Genomic DNA, 22,582 nt, shown 5'->3' on the forward strand with positions numbered 1-22,582 from the left:
CGGTACCCGGGCGGGTGCCCGAACGATGCAAGTGCTGCAGCGTGCGGATGCAGGGCGCATGGCGAGGAATGCTGGATATGAGAAAAAAACGAAATCTGTTTTCACTGTGGTTGCTGTGCATCGGCCTGATTTTCTTCGGGCCAGCGGCGTTCGCCGACACGATGCCTTCCCTGTATAACAGCTTCGCCGGTTACGTCAATTTCGTCGGCGCACAGCGCACGCTTCGTACGGGCGACAACACCAGTAATACGACTGCATCATCGCTCGTCAGCGGGGCGACCACAGCCGCAGGCTCTGCACTGACAACGGTAACGCTTTCGGGACTTTCGGGCGCTACCATCCGCGCTGCTTATCTCTATTGGGCCGGATCCGGTGACACACCGGATTACAGCGTCAACTTTGAAGGTAATGCGATTACGGCCGACCGCCAGTACACTATTACGAACGCAGCCGGCGTCACCGGGATCAATTACTTCTCCGGTGTGGCCGACGTGACAGCGACCGTGACTGCGAAAGGCGACGGCACGTATACCTTTTCCGGATTGACTGTCGAGAATGGCGATCCCTGGTATAGCAGTCAGGCCGTGCTGGCCGGCTGGGCGCTGCTCGTGGTCTACGAAAACCCCGCTACCGAACGATTTCGCGTGCTTAACGTTTATGAGGGGTTCCAGCCCTTCTACGGATCCAACATTCCGCTGACGATCTCGAATTTCCGCACGCCCGCAAGCAATATCGACGGCCGGCTCGGGCATTTGACTTGGGAAGGCGACGTCACGAACTCGACATCGCAGAATGGCTTCAGCGAACAGCTTCGGTTCAATTCGACAACGCTCTCCGACACCAGTAACCCGATTGGTAATCAGTTCAATTCCGTGTCTACCATCCGCGGGGCTGGCGCGGTGGATACGGCGTCTTATGGCGTCGACTTCGACGCGTATGATATCGGCCCATACCTGACTCCCGGCGCGACCTCGGCAACCTCGGTCTACAGCTCGGGCGCCGACCTCGTGCTGCTGTCCATGGAAGTCATCAGCGTCACCAACACCCCGGTGGCGGACCTGTCCATTACCAAGGTGCTCAACGGTACGCTGAATCGCGGCCAGAACGCCAGCTACGCCATCAACGTCACCAACAATGGTCCGAGCAACGAAGCCGGACCGATCATCGTCAGAGATACTCTTCCTGCCGGGCTTAGCTTCGTGTCAGCTAGCGGCACGGGATGGTCGTGCAATTTTGCCTCGGGAACCGTCACTTGCACCTACAACAGTAGTCTCGCAAACGGAACAACGGCGCCAACCGTGACGCTGACAGTCGGCGTCAGCGCATCGGCATCGGGAACGATCAGCAACAGCGCTACCGTTACGGGGACGAATTTCGACAACGATAGCGGTAATGACATGGCCACCGACAGCCATGGCGTCGCGAGCGCGGATTTGGCGTTGGCCATGGTGCGCAACGGCGCGCTCACACAAGGCCAGAGTACGACCTATACGCTCACCGTGAACAATAATGGACCGCTCAATGAGCCCGGCCCGATTTCTCTGACCTACACCTTGCCATCGGGGCTTACCTTCGTCTCCGGAGTGGGAGGAGGCTGGACATGCAATGCCTCCGGCTGCAACTACAGCGGAAGCCTTGCCAGCGGAGGGGCTACATCGGTCATCCTGACCGTCGCGGTCGGCGCAACCGCGACAGGTTCCAAGACGACCAGCGCGACGGTCACCGGCACCCAGTATGACGCCAATTTGGCGAACAATACGGCAAGCGATACCTATACCATCCTGCCGGCCGCCTATGCCTACTACATCATGGACGAGGCGGCATGGACCGGCGGCGTAGTGCCGGATTCAAGCGGCCTCGGACATGATGGCACAGTCCTTGGTAGTGCTGCGCCAACAGGCTACCCGCCCTCCATTCCCGCAGGAAGCGCCATTTCCGGCAATCCGGGCACCTGTGGCGCTGGATTCATTCCGAGTGGCACGTCGCAAGGTGTCAGCACCCCCGTTGATGTCAACAGTAACCTCGGCAATGCCGGCTCGATTGCGTTCTGGTATAGCAGCAATACTGTCTGGAACGATGGGAACGACCGTATGCTCTTCGACGCGTCAAACAATCTGGGCGGCGGCAATGCAGACAAGCATTTTTATCTTGTAAAGAGGACCAACGGCAGCCTCATGTTTGCGCTGGAAGACAGCGGGGATACAAACAGTAATGCAACCTCGCCTTCTTATTCGTTTGCAGCGAACACCTGGCACCACATTGCGGTGACGTGGAATCTCGGCGCAGACCGCCTATACATTTATCTGGATGGGAATCCTACTCCGGTGGCAACTTCAACCACCGGTGTCAACGGAACGCTGGGAAATACCAACACGCTTTACATCGGAGCTCAGCGGTCCACGGCAATCAACAATACCGCCGGAAGCTATACCTCCAATTCAGCGAACGGCTACATCGACGAGTTCTATGCATTCAGTGGAGCGCTAAGCTCTTCACAGGTCACTCAACTCAAGAACAATACCCATTCCTGCGGGGCGCTGGTAACGCACTATGCCATCAGCTATCCATTGGTTAATCCTGGCGTGACTTGCGAAGCGATGGCAGTGCGGATTACGGGGCACGCCTCAGACCATAGCGTCGTTCCTCCTGCCGCCAACACACAGATCACGCTTTCCACTTCGCCGGCAGCGGGAGGGTGGGCCTTGAAGAGCGGCGCAGGCGTATTCACGCCTCCAAACAAATATACCTTTTCCGGCGCTGAGAACTCGGTTGACTTCTGGTTGACGCAGACCACCCCGACCACTGCGCCGCACATCAACATCAGCGTGACGGACGGCAGCAAGACCGATCTGGAAGGCGATATCACGGAGGACGTGCGCGCACAGTTTTTGGACACGGGCTTTCTGTTTGCGGATGCGTCAGGGAACCCGGTCAGCATTAACAATCAGATTGCGGGCAAGGATGCCAATGTTGCCCCAAATGCCCAAAACCTTTATTTGCGTGCAGTCAGGAAGAGCGACAACAGCAATGCCTGTGTAGCGGCGCTGCAGGGAACGACGCCGATAGATTGGGCATATGAGTGCAATGATCCGACCACCTGCTCTGGCAGCAATTTATTAAGTCTCGCCGCGGCGGAAACCAAGGCAATATCCCGCAACAGCAATGGCGGCGTATCGACCTACACTGCGGTCAACATGACGTTCGACAGTAACGGATATGCGCCATTCAACTTCAAATACAGCGACGCAGGCAAGATCAAGCTGTATGTGCAGAAGACACTGACCGCCGGAATCGGGACGCCACCGAGCACCCCAGCCACTCTGTCGACATCATCCAATTCATTCATCGTGAAGCCGGCTGGATTCGTCCTGTCGAATATCCAGCAGACCGCGGCTCCTAATACGGCAAACCCGGCCGCCGCCGATGCGAACGGTTTAGTATTCGTGAGGGCCGGCGAGGACTTTTCGATCACTGCCACCGCGGTCGACACGGCGGGAAATGCGACACCGAACTTTGGAAAGGAAATCTCGCCCGAAGGCGTCAAGCTCACCTCCACGCTGGTTGCGCCTTCGGGGGGCGTCAATGGGAACTTCACCGGCGCATTCGGCACTTTTAGCAGCGGTGCAGCAAGCGGCAGCACATTCAAATGGGACGAGGTAGGTATCATCAACCTTCAACCAAGTGTCCTGGATGGCGACTACCTTGGTGCCGGCAACGTCGACACAAGCGGTACCTACGACAAGATTGTCGGCCGTTTCATCCCGGATCATTTCGGGCTTGCCGGGAGCCTCGCAGTGCGTAGCGATCTGCCGCGCACGACCAGCAGCATCAGTGCCGGCAGTTCGGCGCTTACGGTGGCTGCGGCAACCGGCATTTTGGCCGGAAACAGGCTCCTCGTCCTGGGTGCGGGACCCGGTGGCACGGCGCTTCAGGCAGATGTCAGCTTAATTTCCGGCAACACGCTCACCCTGTCGAAAACAGCTTCGACTAGCGTGACCGGTGCCAAGGTCTACATCGTCATGACGCGGGAAACGACCGGCAGCGTTGCTATCGGCAGCGCCACATTGACGGTAAATGATGCAACCGGCATTTCGGTGGGAGACATCCTCGTTGTGCTGGGGGCAGGGCCTGGCGGCACGGCACTTCGCGCAAATGTCAGCTCGATCTCAGGCAACACAGTCACGCTGTCAATGGCAGCCTCGACGAGCGTGATAGGAGCCAGAGTGCTATCTACGCAGGACACGTTCACTTACATGGGTGAGCCGATGCTGACCCACCTGGAAGTTACTGCCTATAACGCCGGCGACCAGCCTACGAAGAACTATGAAGGCGACTTCGCCAAGCTTTCCGCAGGCGCGCTGGGCACAGGCACAAACTGGTTTGCTACCGGCTGCAGCGCCGGGGTGCAATGCTTCGGTCTGGGCGCAATCAATGGCACGACAACGGGACTCACCTCGCGGCTAAATATCGATACCAGCGTTTCCAACCCGGTTAGTTCTTGGACGCAAGGCGTTGGCACGTTTTCCACGCAAGTTTATCTGGCTCGACCCACCAGCACGACTGCCGATGCGACTTGGGGGCCGTACGATGTGCTGAGCATCGGCGGTGCGCCGAAAGATAGTGATGACGTAACGCTTCCCGGAGCCACTTCATTGGATGCGCATCACATAGATCTCGACGCCGATGCCAATTCCGTTAATGAGCGCAGGCTTGTTTTTACCAGCAAGAGCCGCCTCGGACGCTTGAATTTTTCCAGCGAATACGGCTCGGAGTTGCTGCCCTTGCCAATCCATGTAGCGGCGCAGTGGTGGAACGGGGCGACCTTCCTCACCAATCCGCTCGATAACGCCACAAGCTTTGCGACGAGCGCGGTAAACATAAGCAATCCGAAGAAGAATCTGGCATTGAATGAAATCAGTATCGCAGCACCGACCTCGGTGGTGTTCACAAACGGGGTCGCGACATTCCGGTTGGCGAAACCGACTGGCGGCGACGGCAAGTACGATGGCAGCGTGGATATGACGACGACTGTATTTCCTTATCTGCCAGCGAATACAGGGCGCGCAAGCTTCGGCGTCTATAAGTCGGGGCCCGTTATTTACATCCGTGAGATGTTTTAGGAAGCGCGCGATCGCATAAAAAGATTCAAAAAAATCGGAAGTTGATTGCCTATGGGAAACTACTGTGGTTGTGGCGATTCGATTACGGAAAAATGATTGACAGCAATAACTTATTAACTTAAGTTCAAGCAACTTCTCTCAAGAAACATGACTATGGGGTTTTTCGCAAAAGCCAAGACAGCTGCCGGACTGCTTGCAATACGCCTTCAAAAAGAGGGCATCAGTGTAGCTTCCATCAAGCGCCCGCTTTCAGGCTTGCCCACGGTCGAACAGCTCGCTTTTTTTGTCATCGAAAAGAATTCTGAACTGATTGGCTTGGAGAAACTTGCCAAGGACCTGCACGCGAATCGCTACCAATGCGCAAACCTGCTGTCCGCCGGCGAATACCAGATCCTTGCGGTCGAAGCGCCGAACGTTCCGCCTGACGAATTGAAGACTGCGGTGCGATGGCGCTTGAAAGACATGCTGGACTTCCATATTGATGATGCGACCATTGACGTGCTTGACGTTCCGGCCGACAAGAACGCGCCGGCGCGTAATCACTCCATGTACGCCATTGCGGCGCGCAACCAGTTGATCAATCAGCGGCAGAGCTTATTCGGCGACGCCAAGATTCCGTTGAGCGTCATCGATATTCCCGAAATGGCACAGCGCAATATTGCGGCATTGATGGAACCGGAGGGGAGGGGTATCGCACTCTTGTCTTTCGATGCGGAAGGCGGCTTGCTAACGGTGACGTATTCCGGCGAGCTTTACCTGGCCCGCCGCATAGATGTCACGGCGAACCAGCTTGCGCAGCAAGATGCCGAGCAGAGTAGCGCCGTTTTCGACAGAATCACATTGGAGTTGCAGCGGTCGCTGGACCACTTCGACAGGCAGTATCACTTCGTTACCGTTTCCAAGCTGATGCTGTTCTCTCCGACAGCGGACTCGGGTTTGCAGGCCTATCTTGCTTCGAACCTGTATTTGCCCGTCGAAACCTTGAATCTGGAGATGGTGCTGGATACGTCAAAGGTGTCCGAGCTTAAATCGCCGGAGGCGCAGCAACGCTATTTCCTGACCTTGGGGGCGGCACTGCGCCATGAGGAGAAGGCGCTGTGAGTCAGCAGATCAACCTTTTCAATCCGATTTTTCTCAAGCAGAAGAAATACTTTTCTGCCGTAACGATGGCGCAGGCGCTTGGCCTGATTCTGGCTGGCTGCGCACTTCTGGCCGGATACGCACAATACCAGGTAACAGCGTATGGAAAGGAGGCCGCGGCGACGACTGCGCAATTGGCGGCCACGCAAGCCGAGCTGGGCAAAGTGAATGCGACATACGGACCAAGGCAGAAATCAAAATCGCTTGAGGACGAACTGCATCAGGCCGAGGCGGAGGTCAGCGCGCTGCAGCATGTCTTTGACACCTTGCAGCAAGGCGATTTCGGCAATACGAAGGGCTACGCGGATTATTTGCGCGCCTTCGCTCGGGAGATCGTGAACGGGGTCTGGCTGACTGGCTTCACTATCGAAGGCGCGGGAAATGAAATTGAGCTCCGTGGACGAGCCTTGCAGCCGGAACTGGTGCCTGCCTATATCACCCGCCTGAAGCGTGAACCCGTCCTGCAAGGGAAGTCATTCGCAGCGCTCGAGATGCGCACGCCGGCATCCGACCAAGGCGCCACGGATTCAGCAGGTCATATTCCGAAACCGGCGGCGCCGGCATACATTGAATTCAGCCTGCGATCATCGGGCATGATGAAGGATCGCGCCGAAGCGTCAGGAGCGAAGAATAAATGAAGCGATATTGGCAACGGCTGGCGCTGAAAATCGATGCTCTGACGCTACGCGAGCGTGCCATTATTTTTACGATGGCTGCGCTGATTCTGATCGTACTGGTCAATACCACACTGCTGGACCCGCAATACGCCAGGCAAAAACAATTGTCCGACCGCATCAAGCAGGAGCAGTCGCAAATCGCCTCCGCGCAGGCCGAAATTCAGCGCAAGATTGCAGCGCAAACTGTGGATCCCGACAGTGCGAGCAAGATGCGGCTGCAACAACTGAAGGAACAGTTCCGGCAAATGCAAACGTCCTTGCGAGGAATGCAGAAAGGACTGGTTTCTCCGGACAAAATGTCATCCCTGCTGGAAGACATCCTGAAAAGAAACGGCAGGCTGCGTTTGTTATCGCTCAAGACCTTGTCCGTCACAGGTATCAACGATACGCCGACCGCCGCTCTGGAAGCAACCGTGGCGCAAACGACGACCCAGCCCAAGGACAAGGCCGATGGCAAGCCAGGCGGTTCATCTGACAAGCCGGTTGCCGATGCAATCTACCGCCATGGCGTGGAAATCGTTGTTCAGGGCGGATATCTGGATCTGCTGGATTACCTGAGCCAGCTTGAGGCGATGCCGTGGCAGCTGTTTTGGGGAAAGGCGAAGCTGGATTCGGACGAATATCCAAAAGCGAAACTGACTTTGACGCTGTATACATTGAGCTTGGACAAGAAATGGCTCAATATTTGAATATGACCGCGAAGCAAGTAATAATTCGATTTGCAACAGCGTGTCTCGCCTTCGGCGTGCATTTTATTGCCGTGGCGCAAGTGTGGAGCGATCCGACGCGTCCGCCAGCCGCTGCAAGTAGCGAGCTTGCATCAGGTCAGGCGGCGACGGGACCGATTCTGCAGTCGATCCTGATTTCGCCGCATCGGGCGGAAGCCATCATCAATGGGCAGACCGTCAAGGTAGGAGACAAAGTCGGCGACGCGAAGGTGGTCAAGATCACGGAGAGTGAAGTTCTATTAAGCAGTGGCAAAGATCTGAAAGCGTTGAAGCTTTTCCCGAATATCGAAAAGCACAGAACCCGTGGCGCATCGTCGCCACAGCGGACAAATAGCGTGGACAAACGGCGGCAACAAGGGCAAACCCTGGAATGAAAAGAATTACATCAATTGCTATTGCTTTAAGCCTGCTGGGATGCGCTTCTTCGTCCAAGCGCGAGACTTACGATCTAATCTCGGCCGAGATGCAAAAGGCAACGGAGGCGGCGTCGAAGCAAGCGCAGCCCGACGCGGTATCGGCTGCCTTGCTCCCGCCCATCAACATCGAGATACCGAAGCCGAAGCATGCTTTGGAAGAACGTTTCAGCCTGGCGCTCAATAACGTGCCTGCCAGTCAGTTCTTCATGGCGATTGCGTCCGGAACGCGCTACAGCATGCTGGTTCATCCGGAAGTGACTGGCACGCTGTCGGCCAACCTCAAGGACGTGACACTGTTCGAAGCACTGGATGCGATTCGTGAATTGTATGGCTATGACTACCAGGTTGACGGCACACGCATCTACATCAAGCCCTTGACGCTGCAAACACGCGTATTCACGGTGAACTACCTGACCGCCAATCGCCGTGGAACGTCGGACATTCGCGTGACGTCCGGATCCGTGAGCGATACATCAAGCTCGGGCACCGCTCCGTCTCAGAGCGGACAACCGGGTAGCGTACCGGCGGGAGGTTCCAATACCTCGTCCACGACGCTTAACAGCAGCAAGATCAGTACAACATCCAGCAGCGATTTCTGGGGCGAGCTGAAGGCCTCGCTGGAGGCAATCGTCGGCAACAAGGAAGGGCGCAGCGTGGTTGTCAGCCCACAGTCCGGTGTAATTCTAGTCCGCGCCATGTGGGACGAGCTGAAAAACGTCAACGCCTATCTCAAGGCCGCACAGCTTGCTGTCGATCGCCAGGTGATTCTCGAAGCCAAGATCCTCGAAGTGCAGCTGAACGACAGCTTCCAGAGCGGGATTAATTGGGCATCGTTTGCTTCCTTTACTGGCATTGGCAATAATCGCACGGTCGCCGGATTCATGGCACCGGGTACTACATTGTCGTCCGCTGCACGGTCCAATACTTTGACAACCAGCGTCGCGAGCACGAATCCGACCACCGGCGCTGGAGGCAATGCAACCATCACTGCGAATACCAGCCTCGACATGGGAATCGCTGGGGCAGCGGCCGGTTCGTTGTTTGGCCTCGCATTCCAGACCAATAATTTCGCCGCGCTGATCTCGTTCCTGGAAACACAGGGTTCCGTACATGTGTTGTCGAGTCCGCGCATCGCCACGTTGAATAATCAAAAGGCCGTGCTCAAGGTCGGCAAGGATGAATTCTTCGTTACCAACATCAGTTCGAGCACCGTTGCCACCGGCTCGACTACTACTACCAGCCCCAGCGTAACGGTGCAGCCGTTCTTCTCCGGCGTCGCGCTGGACGTCACGCCGCAAATCGACGAAGACGGCAATATCATCCTGCATATCCACCCGTCGGTCAGCAATGTCACCACGGTCGACAAACCCTTGAACCTGGGAACTGCCGGATCGTTCAGCCTGCCGCTCGCATCGAGTACGGTGTCCGAGACGGACAGCGTCGTGCGTGGACAGGACGGGCAAATCGTCGCAATCGGGGGCCTGATGCGGCAAGCATCCACCTCCGACCGATCGCAAGTTCCCGGCGCGGGCGACCTTCCGGTTGTCGGCGGCTTGTTCCGCAACACCAATCAGCTTACTCAGAAACGTGAACTGGTTATTCTGTTGAAGCCGACGATTGTCCAAGGGAGCAGCACCTGGGCGCAGGACATGACGGAAAGTCAGCAGCGGATTCATGCGCTGGAGCCGCGTAATGCGATGGAATTAAGGTAGTCATGTATAAAGCCCATTTCGGCCTGCGTGAACTGCCCTTCGGCATCACACCCGATACCAGTTTTTTCTTCGCCTGCTCCAATTATCAGGAAGCCCTGAACACGCTGTTGGTCGCCACGAAGAATGGCGAAGGCTTCATCAAGATCACCGGCGAGGTCGGCGTCGGCAAGACGCTTTTATGCCGCAAATTCATGGCGACGCTCGACAAGAGTTTTGTCACGGCCTACATTCCCAATCCGTTTCTTGAGCCACGCACCTTGATGCTTGCGCTTGCGGATGAACTGGAAATTCCGCAGCAAAAGGACGTCGATCAACATCAACTGCTGAAAGCGATCAACCATCGCTTGCTGGTGCTGGCACGTGAGGGAAAGCACGCCGTGTTGTGTCTTGACGAGGCGCAAGCCATGCCGATCGAAACCCTGGAGGCATTGCGGCTGCTGACCAATCTCGAGACCGAAAAGCGCAAGCTGCTTCAGATCGTGATGTTCGGCCAGCCGGAACTGAACAGGAAGCTGGAGCTGGAAGCGATTCGCCAGTTGAACCAACGCATTACTTTTCATTATCACCTCGGGCCGCTCACAAAAGACGATATGGAGTTTTATATCTCCCACCGCCTGAGCGTGGCCGGCTATTCCGGCAGCCGGCTGTTCAATCGCGGCGCGATCAGAGCGCTTTTTGCGGCCAGCGGCGGGATTCCACGGCTGGTGAACATCCTTTCGCACAAAGCCTTGATGCTGACCTTCGGCGAGGGCAAGCAGCAGGTCGGCGCTCGTCATATCAAGGCGGCGGCGACCGACACCGGCGCAGCCCGAAGAGGGATCGGGTCGTGGGCCTGGCTTGGCGGAGTCATCTTGCTTGTCGCCAGTACCGGCGCGGGATGGGCGTTTTTCCGATGAGCCTGATCAATCAGATGTTGCAGGAGCTGGACGCGCGCCGCTCCGAAACGACTGGCTCCAGTCCGTTCGGCCAGCAGGTTCGGGCCGTTCCCGAACAACGCGGCATTCATCCGGCCTGGTGGGTCGCACTCGCGCTCGCAGGCGTGTTGAGCGGCGTGTTGGCGTGGGTATTTCTGCAGCCACCGACCGCGGCTCCGTCGCAAGCCGTGTCCTTGCCGCTCAAGCTGGACAGTGACCTGGATACGGTATTCGTAAGTTCTCAAAGCCCGTCTGCCGGTCAAATCACCAACCAAGCGATTCAGGCCGTAGCGGCCGAACAGGGTTCCAGCGAGCCAAACGTGCAAGAGGAACCGCCGAAGGAACCAGCAAGGTCGCCGACGGCAATAGTTCCTGTCTCGTCGCCGGCTGAGAAGCGGGCACCCGCCCTAAAACCTGTTGTGCCAGTTGAATCAAGCAAATCGGTCTCGATGAACGTCGTTCCCGAATTGGCCAAGGTAGTGCCCGCTGCAAAAAAACTGGCCGAAACGTCGATCGCCAAGCCAGCGGGGCCGGAAGCGCCGATCGCCATTAGCAAGCAGTTCAAAGAGCTCACACCGCAACAGCGCGCGGAGAATGAATACCGCAAAGCGATCGCAGCTGTCCAGCAGGGGAAAACGGCGGACGCAATCGCCGGCCTGGAACAGGCGCTGCAGCTTGACGCGCAACACGTCGCCGCGCGCCAGGCCTTGATTGGCGTGTACCTGGAGAGCAAGCGGCAGGACGACGCGTTGAACAAGGCGCGGGAAGGACTCACGCTGGATCCGGCACAGCCGGGGCTGGCAATGATTGCAGCGCGCCTGCAATTGGAAAAGGGAGCGCTTCGGCCCGCCATCGAAACCCTTGAACGCACACTGCCGTTTGCAGCCGATCATGGCGACTATCAGGCATTTCTGGCGGCGCTCTTGCAACGCGATGAGCGCCACAAGCAGGCAGTGGAGCACTATTTGCAGGCGGTACAAAGGTCACCGCGAAATGGCGTCTGGTGGATGGGCTTGGGGATTTCCTTGCAAGCCGAACAGCGTTTTGCAGACGCGCAGGAAGCATTCAAGCGCGCAAAGGCAAGCAATAGCCTGACGCCGGAGCTGGAGGCCTTCGTCGAGGGCAGGTTAAGTCAGCTCAAGCATTGACAGCTCGCACACCGTGGGCTTGCGGACATCGCGGCACAGGGGGCAGCCCTGTGGCATCAGATCACTTTTCCAGCAGTGGCGGGATCAAGCAACTTATTGTGGTACTGCGGCCTGAACGTCTTGATCCGTTCAACCAATGCCGATGGCATCGCTTCGTGAATCAGTAGCGAGGCCTGTTCGGCTCTCAGAAAGCGCTCGCTTACGATATGCTGCAAAAACGAGATCAAGCCATCGTAAAAGCCGTTCACGTTGAGCAATGCGATCGGCTTGTCGTGAAATCCGAGCTGCGCCCAGGTAAATACTTCGAATAGCTCTTCGAGCGTTCCGATGCCGCCGGGCATTGCGACGAATCCATCGGACAAGTCTGCCATTAACGCTTTCCGTTCATGCATGTCCTTGACGATATGCAGGCGCGTCAGGCCGCTATGACCGACTTCCTTGTCCATCAGGGCCTTGGGAATCACTCCCGTCGCTTCGCCGCCGAGACGCATCACCTCGTCGGCGATCACGCCCATGAGGCCGACATTTCCGCCGCCATACACCAGACCGATGTTGTCGTCGACCATGGCTTTGGCGAGCAGGCGTGCAGCATCGGCATACCCCGGCGAGGCGCCGACGGATGAGCCGCAATAGACGCAGAGTGATTTCATGGAACTCCAATGGCAAGAATGGCAGGACACACGGTGTGCCGGGCGTGCGAGAAGATCGCGTTCAGCAATTATAAGAGCGCCCGATAAAATGCTCTTGCACGACGCATCTTATCGGGCGCTCTCTGGGATTGTGCGCAAAATGGGCGGGCCGAAGAGCCCCCGGGCAATGCTGCCCGGATAGATTAATCTTCCAGTTCTTCCTTAGCCAGTTCTACATCCAGCCGCTCCATGGCATCCTTCGCCTCGCATGCGGCGGCTTCTTCATACAGCTTGACCGCCTCGTCCATTTTCTTTTTGCCTTCCAGCATGACGAGGCCGTTGGCGTATTCGATCCTGCCAATCGCCGAGTCGGGATTGAGTTTGAGCGCGACCTTGAAAAACTTGATGCCTTCTTCTTTCTTGGCGCCGTAGGTCAGACCGCCGATCATCGCCCCGACCTTGTCGATGATTTCCGCGTGATAGGTGCCCAGCCCGATATGCGCATCGGCGTGCTTCGGTGCGAGCTTGATGGTCATGTCGAGGCTGTGCTTGACCTTGTTGCCGATGCCTTGCGACAGCGCTTTCACGATCGATATGCCTTGCGCATAGCGGCCCAATGCATACGCGTGCCAATACCAGGCTGCCGGATTCTTCGGCTGTTCCTTCTGCTGCTCCTCACAGCGCTGCGCCACTTCTTCGAAGAGCGCCAGCTTCTTTTTCTCGGATTTTTCCAGGTAGTTGGCATAGATGCCGGTCGCCTTGTTCGCAACCGCATACCCGTTCACTCCTTGCTCCAGTCCGAGCTTGGCCGCCTTTTCAAATTCCCCGGCATGGAATGCGATCCATGCTTCTACCAGCGCCGCGTCTTTCGGAAACGGTTCGGCGTCACCCGCATGCAAGCGCGCCCAAGCCTTCTTGAGGCTTGCCGCGGTGTAGGTGTACGCGTCGTCGGAATAGGGGAATTTGCTCCATGCCATAGTATTGTCCTTATTTAAGTTTTTTTAGATATTCTTCCGCGAGTTTTTCAAACAGCAACTGCGTCTCGCCACGCAGATACGGACCGATCAGCGAGAGCACCTGATAGCAGCCGCGCGCGAGCGCTTCAGCCATCGCTTCCTGTTCGGTATATTTGCGCGGGTTGCGCACATATTCATAGGACAGCCAGTAGGTCGCGACAACGACAATGTTGGTCGCCAGCGCTTCGATTTCCTGATCCGTCGCTTCCATTGCCCTGTCTTCTCGCATGCCAAGGCAGAGTTCCTTCGCAACCTTGATCTTGTGCGCGAGGATTTGCTTGAAATGCAATTCCAGCTTGCGATTGCGGGAGAGAAGATCACTCAGATCCCGGTAAAAGAAGCGGTATCGCCACACCAGTTCAAAGCTCAGATGCAAATACAGCCACACGTCCTCCATGTTCGGACGACGGCCTTCCGGGATGGACAACATGCGGCCAATCTCGGCCTCGAACTGCGCGAACAGCGAATTGACGATGTCGTCCTTGTTTCGGAAGTGGTAGTACAGGTTGCCGGGAGAGATGTTCATTTCTTCGGCGATGACGGTGGTGGTGATATTCGGTTCCCCAAACTCGTTGAACAGTCGGAGTGACAGTTCGAGGATGCGCTCGCGTGTGCGCCGAGGGGCTTTGTGTTGCATGCTAGTTGCCTCCCAAGTCTGTTTTGGTTTTGCACTAGCATAACACCGATGAAACGTTCCACAAATGCGATCCGTCACTAGCCGGCAACGATTTTCAGATGCCTTTCCAGGCCGTCTAAAGTCTCGTTCAGGCGATTCAATCCGAAACGATCTTCCTTGTCGCTTGTTGGCTTTTTGACCAGCGTCAAACTGGTGTCGCGCAGGACGGAAAGTTTCAGCCGCAGTCCGTGTCGTTCAAGCATCGGCCCGATTTCCTTGCGTCGCTGCCAGAGCATCATGCGTGTGTTCTGGTAAGCGTTTTCGCACATGCGACGCCTGCTGTTGTAGCTGAACAGGTTGGTGAAGAACATGTCGGCATCTTCGGTGCTGGGTTCGATCAGGAGGATGTCCGAGGCAGGATAGGTCACCGCGTAATTTGCCAGGCCGATTTCCACCCTCGAATGAATGATGGCGCGCAGCGATTGCGACAGTACTGACAGCAATCCGCCCTGGGCAAGTTTTCCTGCCGGGTGGAGCGAGCGGGCGTTGTAGGGCACGATGGGGTTCAGGCAGAGCAGCAGATCGACATCTTCTTCCAGTGCAATGGAGGCGTGCATCGTCTTGCGTAATGCGCCATCGACATAATAGCGTCCGTCGATTTCGACCGGCGGGAACAGCCCCGGGACCGCCGCGCTTGCTTGTGCGGCCTTGGAGATCGGCACATGTTCATAATCCTGGTGGCCGAATCGAACCGGCTCGCCGGAATCGAGGTCCGTCGCGACGATGACCAGTCGTTGCTTGAGTTCGCGAAAATCGTTGGTGCGCCCCTGACTGGAAAATGTCTGCTGCATGAATTCATGGATGCCTTCGCCGGAGAATATCCCGTTCGGCAGGGCAGCCTTCAGGCGTTCCAGCGAACTGGCGATGCTGGATCTGCCGCCACGCCGCAGATAGTGGTAAAGGCCGCCGACAAGCAAGACGGGAAATGCTGCTGCGCGGATGCTGAACTCTTCCCATGCGGGTCTGAGCAGAATTTCCGGCTTGAACAGTTCTTCTTCATTGTCTCCGGCATCGCTTTCGACAAACAAGCGGCACATGTCATGCGGCGTGATGCCATTGGCGAGGCCTGCCGCGATGATGCCACCGGCACTGATGCCGACATAAATCGCGGCATCGTTCAGGTCGAGGCCCTCGATCGATTCCTCGAGTGCGGCCAGGGCGCCGATTTCATAAACGGCGCCAAGCGGGCCGCCGCCAGCGAGTGCCAGGCCAACGCGCGGTGATGAACTCCGGACCTTGCGCCGGGAAACAGGAGTATGGGAAACGGGCCTGGAAGTTCGCTTGGATGTCATAAGCCTTTGAAACCGGCGTTGATAAACTGTTTTCTCGACCTGAGATGCGCCTAGCGGGCGTTAAAAAGGGCCTGTTTGAGCACAAGCCCTTTGGTTTGCGCAAGGAGCGCGGCAACGTTGCCTGGTTACTTGGCAGCGGCTTTTCTCGCAGCTGTTTTGACAGCTTTCTTAGCAACTGGTTTTGCAGCGACTTTCTTCGCCGCCGGTTTGGCCGCGGCGCGCGAAGCGGCAGGTTTCTTGCCGGACAGCGTAGCAACCGCCTTGCTCAACTCTTCCACGCGCTTGGTCAGCGTCTGGATATCCTTCTGTGTCGGAACGCCCAGGGTCTTCAGCGAACGGGAGACGCGATCTTCAAAAACCTTTTCCAGCTTGTCCCAGGAACCGGCTGCTTGCTTGCTGACGCTGTCGGCCATCTTTGCGACGGTGTCGGTGACTTCGCCGACTTTGCCGTTGGCGAGCTTCTGGGTGCGTTTCTGCAGTTCGGTGCCTTCCTTGACCAGCTTCGCAAACACGCGGCCGCCTTCTTCCTGCGCCTTGGCGAATGCGCCCAACCCGGCTTGCCAGATCTGCTGCGCAGAGGTGCGCACTGCGTCGGCCAGTTGTTTGTCGTCAGAATTCGCCAGTGCTTTCAGCTTCTTTACCATTGTGCTCTCCGTTCGTGAGTAACTCGTTCGCCGGTGTGCCCGACGCGCTTTTTGATGAATGCAGTTTAAGATGAAAAAGTCGAGATGGCATTCTAAACCGGTAGAGCGCCTGTTCTAAATGACCGCCCTTTGGTGCCGGGCGGCTTGCTAATGATAGCCGGGCCTGCAATGATTGAACCCTTGTAAATTCAGCAAAAAAGGGGATGAAGATGCAGTATTTCGTCACAGGTGCCACAGGGTTCATCGGCAAGCGACTCGTCAAAAAACTACTCGCCCGCAAAGGCAGCGTCGTCTATTTTCTGATGCGCGAAGAGAGCATGGAAAAGGTGCCTGCTCTGCTCGAATACTGGGGCGTCGCGAAGACGCGCGCTATCCCAGTATATGGTGATCTGCGCGCATCCAAGCTTGGCGTATCGAAGGAAGATATCACGAATCTGGCCGGGAACATCGACCACTTCTTCCACCTCGCGGCCATTTACGACCTGAAGGCCGATGCCGAAGAACAGATGGCGGTCAACATCGAAGGCACGCGCAACACCATCGCTTTCGCCAGCGCGATCCGAGCCGGATGCCTGCACCATGTCAGCTCGATCGCCGCGGCCGGTCTGTTCGAAGGAATTTTCCGCGAAGACATGTTCGAGGAGGCCGAGAACCTCGAGCATCCGTATTTCGCCTCCAAGCATGAATCCGAAAAGATCGTCCGCGATGAATACAAGCGCGACTACCGCATCTATCGGCCGGGCATGGTGGTGGGCGATTCGCGCACCGGCGAGATGGACAAGATCGACGGACCGTATTACTTCTTCAAGCTGATCCAGCGCATCCGCCAGATGCTTCCCCCATGGATGCCGACCATCGGCCTCGAAGGCGGCCGCATCAACATCGTGCCGGTCGACTATGTCGTTGACGCCATGGACTACATCGCGCACCAGCCCGACCTGGAGCGCAAGTGCTTCCATCTGACCGATCCCGACCCCATGCGTGTCGGCGATGTACTCAATACCTTCGCTCGCGCTGCACATGCCCCTACCATGAGCTTGCGGATCAATGCCGCGCTGCTGGGTTTCATCCCGCGTTCGATCAAGAATGGTTTGATGGCATTGACGCCAGTGCGCCGCCTGCGAAACGCCGTGATGAAGGATCTGGGCTTGCCGGATGATCTGCTGCAATTCATCAATTACCCGACGCGATTCGACAATCGCGATGCGGCTGCCGCGCTCAAGGGCAGCGGCATCAAGTGTCCGCGCCTGGAAGATTACGCTTATCACATCTGGGACTACTGGGAACGCAACCTCGACCCGGATCTTTTCATCGATCGCACGCTGCGGGGGCAGGTGGCCGGCAAGGTGGTGCTCGTGACCGGCGGCTCGTCGGGCATCGGGCTCGCAGCGGCCCATAAGCTGGCGGAGGCGGGCGCGGTCACCATCATCTGCGGTCGTGATGAAGACAAGCTTGCAGCGGCGAAGAAGGAAATCAAGGACCGCGGCTTTGAAGTGATTACCTACGCAGTCGATGTCGCCGACATGACCGAATGCGACCGCTTCGTCGAGCGCTTGATCGAGAACCACGGCGGTGTCGATGTCCTGATCAACAACGCAGGCCGCTCGATTCGGCGCGGCATCGAGTCGAGCTTTGACCGGTTCCATGATTTCGAGCGCACCATGCAACTGAACTATTTCGGCGCGCTGCGTCTGACGATGGGCTTGTTGCCGAAGATGGTGGCGCAAAAGCGCGGACATGTGATCAACATCTCGTCGATTGGCGTGCTGACGAACGCACCCCGCTTTTCAGCCTATGTCGCGTCGAAAGCGGCGCTGGATGCGTGGACACGTTGCGCTGCGTCCGAGTTCGCGGACCTGAACATCAAGTTCACGACGATCAACATGCCGCTGGTACGTACGCCGATGATCGCGCCAACCAGGATTTATCAAAATGTCCCGACCTTGTCACCGGACGATGCCGCCGACATGATCGCTCAGGCGATCGTGGACAAGCCGGTTCGTATTGCCACTCGGCTGGGTGTTCTCGGCGAAGTGATGCACGCACTGGTGCCGCGCATCGCGCAGATCATTATGAATACCAGCTTCCGCATGTTCCCGGATTCAAATGCGGCAGCGGCGAATGGAGACAAGAAGGCTGTGCAGATGAGTGCGGATCAGATCGCACTGCAGCAGTTGCTGCGCGGCGTGCATTTCTGATGCGAGTAGCGGGCCTGCAACGGGTCCGCCACTCGAATACACCTGGAAGAAATCACTGCAATTCCGCCGGAATGACGACGGTGTCGATTTCATGAACCACACCGTTGTCGGCCATCATATCGCTTTGAATCACATTGGCGTTGTCCACGGTCACTTTGCCGTTATCCGACGTCAAAGTCAGCATGTCGCCCTGAATTGTTTCAACCTTTCCCGGCTTGACGTCGGCGATCGCCACCTTGCCCGGGATAACATGATGATTGAGAACCTCAGCCAATCTGGCCTTGTCTTTCATCAGTGAGTTCAAGGTTTCCGGCGGTAATTTCTTGAAAGCCGAATCGCTCGGCGCAAATACAGTGTACGGCCCTGAATTTTTGAGCGTGTCGATCACGCCGGCCTTTTTGGCTGCGGCAAGAAAAGTCTTGAATGTGCCCGACGTCGTGGCTGTATCAACCAGGTCCGCAGCGAGAGCTTGAGAGGCATTCAGCGTCAATGCAATAGCCGACACAATTGCAACGAAGGGATGCTTCATTACACACTCCTTGTCTTCGGGGAATACGAATGGTTTTGTATTGCGGTAATAGTGACGCCGAGACAGGCCTCGCGCGCCGGCATTACTGATGTCAGTCGTTATCAGGCCGGAAAAGTTCAAATCGCGCTATGCTTGTTGCGACACGGCTATTCGGAGATGTTATTCATGCTCATCAATTGCGTTGCGTATCAGGACGGGAAACGGCTGGCCGAGGTTCCTGTCCCGCGAATCGGCGAATTTCTTCACCGCCCTGGTTGTTTCGTCTGGGTGGCGTTGAAGGATGCGGAGCCGGACGAGGTCAAGCAGATGCAGGATCAGTTCAAGCTGCATGAGCTGGCGGTTGAAGACGCGCTGCATGGTCACCAGCGCCCCAAGATCGAGGAATACGGCGACTCCCTGTTTGGCGTGGTTCACACGATTGAAATGAACGATGGCGAATTGCGTGTCGGCGAGCTCGACATCTTCGTCGAGGAAAATTACGTCCTGTCGATACGGAACAAGAGCGAACATGGCTTGCTGGATGTGCGCGCGCGATGCGAGCGCGAGCCGCACATGCTGAAGCAGGGTGCTGCCTTCGTGTTCTATGCGCTGATCGATGCAGTGGTGGATCGCTATTTCCCGGTCATCGATGCACTCGAATCCGAACTCGAAATGGTGGAGGAGCAAATATTCGTCAAGGGTTCCGAGCGCGCCAACATCGAGCGCCTGTACCAGCTCAAGCGCAAAGTGATGGTCTTGAAGCACGCCGTGTTTCCCTTGATGGAGGCCGTCTCCAAGTTGTACGGAGGGCGCGTTCCGCGCATCTGCATGAGTACGCAGGAATATTTTCGAGACGTGTATGACCATCTTTATCGCATCAACACCTCGATCGATAACATCCGCGACACCATCGGCACGGCGATCCAGGTGAACCTGTCGATGGTCACCATCGACGAAAGCGAAGTGAACAAGCGACTGGCTGCATGGGCTGCCATATTTGCGGTAGCCACCGCATTCTTCGGTATCTGGGGCATGAACTTCGAAGTCATGCCGGAGCTGAAATGGCGATATGGCTATCCGGCGGCGATTCTTGTGGTTGCGCTCGTATGCGGATATCTGTACCGGCGTTTCAGAAAATCAGGATGGCTCTGAATCAGGCGCTTGCGGCGGCAAGCGAAACGGGTGTTGCCGCGCTGCGGATTTCCTGCACTACCTGGGCCTGGACGCGTGGATCAAACCCCAAGGCGACATGACCGACCGCATGGAACTCGATATTTTTGGCTCCCTCCAGATGCGAGGAGTTTTGCGGCGAGATGATATTGTCCTGGTGTGAGTAGATGGACACCAACAGGCGATAGCAGGAAGGATCCTCGCTGGCTGCGAGCTTACGCAACCACTCGCTGGCGAGCCCTTCCTGCTCGGCCGCCGTCCAGCGCATCTGATGAGTGTTCACCCCGACGCCGAAGTGGGCCAGCGCGGTCCCATGATGCGGCGTGCCGAGGGTGATGAGTTTAGCGATGCGGCGGCAACCGTGGTCGCGCAAGTAGGCGCGAGCTGCCAATCCGCCCATGCTGTGAGCAACGATTACGATTCTGTCTTGCTGCGTCTCCTGGCATAGCCGCTCAACAGCACGGTGAATCAAGGGAACGTAGTCATCGATGCTGCCGATCACTGGTTCCATGTCAATCGCGTGATGAGTGATGTCCGCCGCGCGCAGCACCTTGCTCATCGGATGCCAGTAGCCGCTGTTGCACCCGTAGCCGTGAATCAGCAATACGGGCAGTCCGGACGGATGTGTCGCGTCGTAGCGGGAAAATGTGCGAAACGACATGGTCCATGAGGACGCCGTCATGGTTGCACGGTATTCTCCGAGGAACAACTTGCATGCCTGCCACCAGCCGATACGATAGTGCACCGGTGTCTCACTGCGATACCGCCACGCAAGCGCGAAATTGTTGGCTGTGATGATCAGACGCACCAGGAGAACGGCTGCGAGACTCAGTGCTCCCGCAAGCGCCGGAGGATCGACACGCAAAGCGTTTCTCGCCAGGAGATAGATCCCGATGCCGGCCAGAAGTTGAATCAATAGCAGCAGTCGTGTAATGCGTACGATCATGTTTCATGCGGCGCTGGGCGTCGGCGCCGGTTTGCCGGTCAGTTGGGCCGCCAGCGTACTTGCCAGGCGCGCGGTGATGCCATAGATCGAGAGTTGCGGATTGGCCCCGATGGATGTCGGGAACAGCGAACCGTCGTGTACCGATAAATTACTGACACCGTGATAGCGCCCGCCGGAGCTGACGACGCCGAGTTTCGCATCATCCGACATGGTACACCCGCCCATGACATGCGCGGACACCACGCGCGCAATGCGCGGCTTGTAGGGCAAGGATTCAATCGCCTTTTTTGCTGATGACCAATCGGTATAGGATTCTGCCATTTCGTGGACCGGATAGACGGTTTTTGCACCGGCGGCAAACTGGATCTCCGCCATGGTCAGCAGCGCACGCTTGACGCCGTCCCAAATGAAATCTGTGAGCGGGTAATCGAGCACCGGCGATCCATCGTTCCTCAATTGCACGGTGCCGCCGGATGACTGCTCGTTGAAGCCGTCACGCAGCAGCGCCAGCAAGGCATGCGCATGCGCGAACTGCTTCATTGTCGCGGCATGCGGTGTGCCGAAACCTTGCATGGTGGAGGCGAACAGCAAGGGATGGAGCGGTGGTGCTTCCAGCTTGTAGCCGATGGGACCGTCGATCGGCTGGGTTTCAAGAAAATGGTCGGAATATACCGTTTGCGGCGCTCCCGAAAAGCCTTCGACCTTATCCTCAAACAGTGCCGAAGAAATGATCGTCGGATGCAGGAAGGTACGCTTGCCCAGCAATCCATTGGGGTCAGGGGCTTGAGAACGCATCAACAGCGCCGGAGAATTGATCGCGCCTCCGGCCACGACATAATGTTTGGCGCGCACATTGATCAGTTTGCCGGACGGAGCAAGTCCGCTTGCGTCGAGTGCAACGCAGGCAAGCCCGTCAACCTTGTCCCCCTTGAACGAAAATTTGTCGGCACGTGTGCGCGTCAACAGAGTCGCGCCATGGGTCAGCGCGGAGGGAATTGTGGTAATCAGCATCGACTGCTTGGCATTGGTCGGACAGCCCATTCCGCAATAGCCGAGGTTCCAGCAGCCCTTTACATTGCGCCGTATCGCGGCAACAGGAATGCCGAGTTTGGTTGCGCCTTGCTTGAGCAGTTCGTTGTTCCGGTTTGGCGCGATCAGCCAGGTATCGATATTCAGCCGCTTCTCCATCATCGAAAACCATGGCGCCAGCGCATCTGTCGAATAATCATTCAGCGCAAACGTCTTCTGCCAATAATTCAATGTGGTCTTGGGAGTGCGAAAGCTGGACGTCCAGTTGACGGTGGTTGACCCGCCGACCGCACGGCCCTGCAGAATGTTGATGGCCTTGTCGCTGGTCTTGCGCGCTGCCGATTCCTGGTAAAGCGCAGGATAGGCTTGCGCCTCGCGCATCTTGAAATCTTTCGAGGATTTGAGTGGGCCTTCCTCGATCAGGAGGACATTCAATCCCGCCAGCGAAAGAATTTCCGCTGTCACACCACCACCTGCACCAGTGCCGACGACAACTACATCGGCTTCGATCGTGCGGTTGTCGGTGAGCGTGGAGGCGTCGATGACTTTCCAGCCGGATGCCAGTCCTGCCTGAATCGGATCTGCGATGGGACTCGTTGAAGTATTGGTCATGGCGTCA

18 protein-coding genes are annotated in these 22,582 nt (G+C 57.1%); 10 read left to right on the top strand and 8 right to left on the bottom strand.

Annotated features, from left to right (window positions below; all coding sequences use genetic code 11):
• Positions 1–77 precede the first annotated feature (77 nt).
• From E6W33_RS14955 to E6W33_RS14990, 8 genes are all read left to right on the top strand, one after another.
• A complete protein-coding gene (locus E6W33_RS14955) occupies positions 78–5,120 on the top strand; it encodes a DUF6701 domain-containing protein (protein ID WP_168798659.1) in 5,043 nt (1,680 codons plus the stop codon).
• Between the two features lie 153 nt (positions 5,121–5,273).
• Positions 5,274–6,221 (top strand): agglutinin biogenesis protein MshI, encoded by a 948-nt coding sequence (locus tag E6W33_RS14960; RefSeq protein WP_136418121.1) that lies wholly within the window; start codon positions 5,274–5,276, stop codon positions 6,219–6,221.
• Positions 6,218–6,898: a PilN domain-containing protein gene (locus E6W33_RS14965; protein WP_136418122.1), complete on the top strand. Its 681-nt coding sequence runs from the start codon at positions 6,218–6,220 to the stop codon at positions 6,896–6,898. The genes E6W33_RS14960 and E6W33_RS14965 overlap by 4 nt, the downstream gene beginning before the upstream one ends.
• Positions 6,895–7,626 carry an MSHA biogenesis protein MshJ gene (locus E6W33_RS14970; protein ID WP_136418123.1) on the top strand — a complete coding sequence of 244 codons (732 nt, stop codon included), beginning with the start codon at positions 6,895–6,897 and terminating at the stop codon, positions 7,624–7,626. The genes E6W33_RS14965 and E6W33_RS14970 overlap by 4 nt, the downstream gene beginning before the upstream one ends.
• Complete coding sequence (locus E6W33_RS14975) at positions 7,611–8,039, top strand: MSHA biogenesis protein MshK (RefSeq protein ID WP_211097350.1); 429 nt, start codon at positions 7,611–7,613, stop codon at positions 8,037–8,039. The genes E6W33_RS14970 and E6W33_RS14975 overlap by 16 nt, the downstream gene beginning before the upstream one ends.
• Positions 8,036–9,793: a pilus (MSHA type) biogenesis protein MshL gene (gene mshL, locus E6W33_RS14980; RefSeq protein WP_136418124.1), complete on the top strand. Its 1,758-nt coding sequence runs from the start codon at positions 8,036–8,038 to the stop codon at positions 9,791–9,793. Before E6W33_RS14975 ends, mshL begins: the two co-directional genes overlap by 4 nt.
• 2 nt (positions 9,794–9,795) lie before the next feature.
• Positions 9,796–10,689 carry an AAA family ATPase gene (locus tag E6W33_RS14985; RefSeq protein ID WP_136418125.1) on the top strand — a complete coding sequence of 298 codons (894 nt, stop codon included), beginning with the start codon at positions 9,796–9,798 and terminating at the stop codon, positions 10,687–10,689.
• Positions 10,686–11,855, top strand: a complete 1,170-nt coding sequence (locus E6W33_RS14990) for a tetratricopeptide repeat protein (RefSeq protein ID WP_136418126.1) — start codon at positions 10,686–10,688, stop codon at positions 11,853–11,855. Before E6W33_RS14985 ends, E6W33_RS14990 begins: the two co-directional genes overlap by 4 nt.
• 56 nt (positions 11,856–11,911) lie before the next feature.
• On the opposite strand, the gene E6W33_RS14995 is transcribed toward E6W33_RS14990, so the two are convergent.
• The 5 genes from E6W33_RS14995 to E6W33_RS15015 form a co-directional block, all read right to left on the bottom strand.
• Positions 11,912–12,505 (bottom strand): TIGR00730 family Rossman fold protein, encoded by a 594-nt coding sequence (locus E6W33_RS14995; protein ID WP_136418127.1) that lies wholly within the window; start codon positions 12,503–12,505, stop codon positions 11,912–11,914.
• Positions 12,506–12,687: 182 nt separating this feature from the next.
• Positions 12,688–13,461 (bottom strand): hypothetical protein, encoded by a 774-nt coding sequence (locus E6W33_RS15000; protein ID WP_136418128.1) that lies wholly within the window; start codon positions 13,459–13,461, stop codon positions 12,688–12,690.
• A gap of 10 nt (positions 13,462–13,471) precedes the next feature.
• A complete protein-coding gene (locus E6W33_RS15005; protein WP_136418129.1) occupies positions 13,472–14,137 on the bottom strand; it encodes a TetR/AcrR family transcriptional regulator in 666 nt (221 codons plus the stop codon).
• A gap of 77 nt (positions 14,138–14,214) precedes the next feature.
• The gene (locus tag E6W33_RS15010) at positions 14,215–15,468 is read right to left on the bottom strand and encodes a patatin-like phospholipase family protein (RefSeq protein ID WP_136418130.1); all 1,254 of its coding nucleotides are present in this window, start codon (positions 15,466–15,468) and stop codon (positions 14,215–14,217) included.
• 125 nt (positions 15,469–15,593) lie between these two features.
• Entirely contained in the window at positions 15,594–16,112 is a 519-nt protein-coding gene (locus E6W33_RS15015; RefSeq protein WP_136418131.1) for a phasin family protein, read from the bottom strand.
• 209 nt (positions 16,113–16,321) lie between these two features.
• On the opposite strand from E6W33_RS15015, the gene E6W33_RS15020 reads away from it, so the two are divergent.
• Positions 16,322–18,310 (top strand): SDR family oxidoreductase, encoded by a 1,989-nt coding sequence (locus tag E6W33_RS15020; protein WP_136418299.1) that lies wholly within the window; start codon positions 16,322–16,324, stop codon positions 18,308–18,310.
• Between the two features lie 52 nt (positions 18,311–18,362).
• Here the strand turns inward: E6W33_RS15020 and E6W33_RS15025 are convergent, their stop codons facing one another.
• A complete protein-coding gene (locus tag E6W33_RS15025) occupies positions 18,363–18,839 on the bottom strand; it encodes a fasciclin domain-containing protein (RefSeq protein WP_136418132.1) in 477 nt (158 codons plus the stop codon).
• 165 nt (positions 18,840–19,004) lie between these two features.
• Here E6W33_RS15025 and corA point away from each other — a divergent pair, with 165 nt between their 5' ends.
• Positions 19,005–19,970: a magnesium/cobalt transporter CorA gene (gene corA, locus E6W33_RS15030; protein WP_136418133.1), complete on the top strand. Its 966-nt coding sequence runs from the start codon at positions 19,005–19,007 to the stop codon at positions 19,968–19,970.
• A gap of 1 nt (position 19,971) precedes the next feature.
• Here corA and E6W33_RS15035 read toward each other — a convergent pair whose 3' ends face one another.
• Complete coding sequence (locus tag E6W33_RS15035; RefSeq protein WP_136418134.1) at positions 19,972–20,934, bottom strand: alpha/beta fold hydrolase; 963 nt, start codon at positions 20,932–20,934, stop codon at positions 19,972–19,974.
• A gap of 3 nt (positions 20,935–20,937) precedes the next feature.
• The gene (locus E6W33_RS15040; protein ID WP_136418135.1) at positions 20,938–22,575 is read right to left on the bottom strand and encodes a GMC family oxidoreductase; all 1,638 of its coding nucleotides are present in this window, start codon (positions 22,573–22,575) and stop codon (positions 20,938–20,940) included.
• Positions 22,576–22,582 lie beyond the last annotated feature (7 nt).

This window comes from Herbaspirillum sp. ST 5-3, from assembly GCF_004804275.1.
Taxonomy (GTDB): Bacteria; Pseudomonadota; Gammaproteobacteria; order Burkholderiales; family Burkholderiaceae_D; genus Noviherbaspirillum.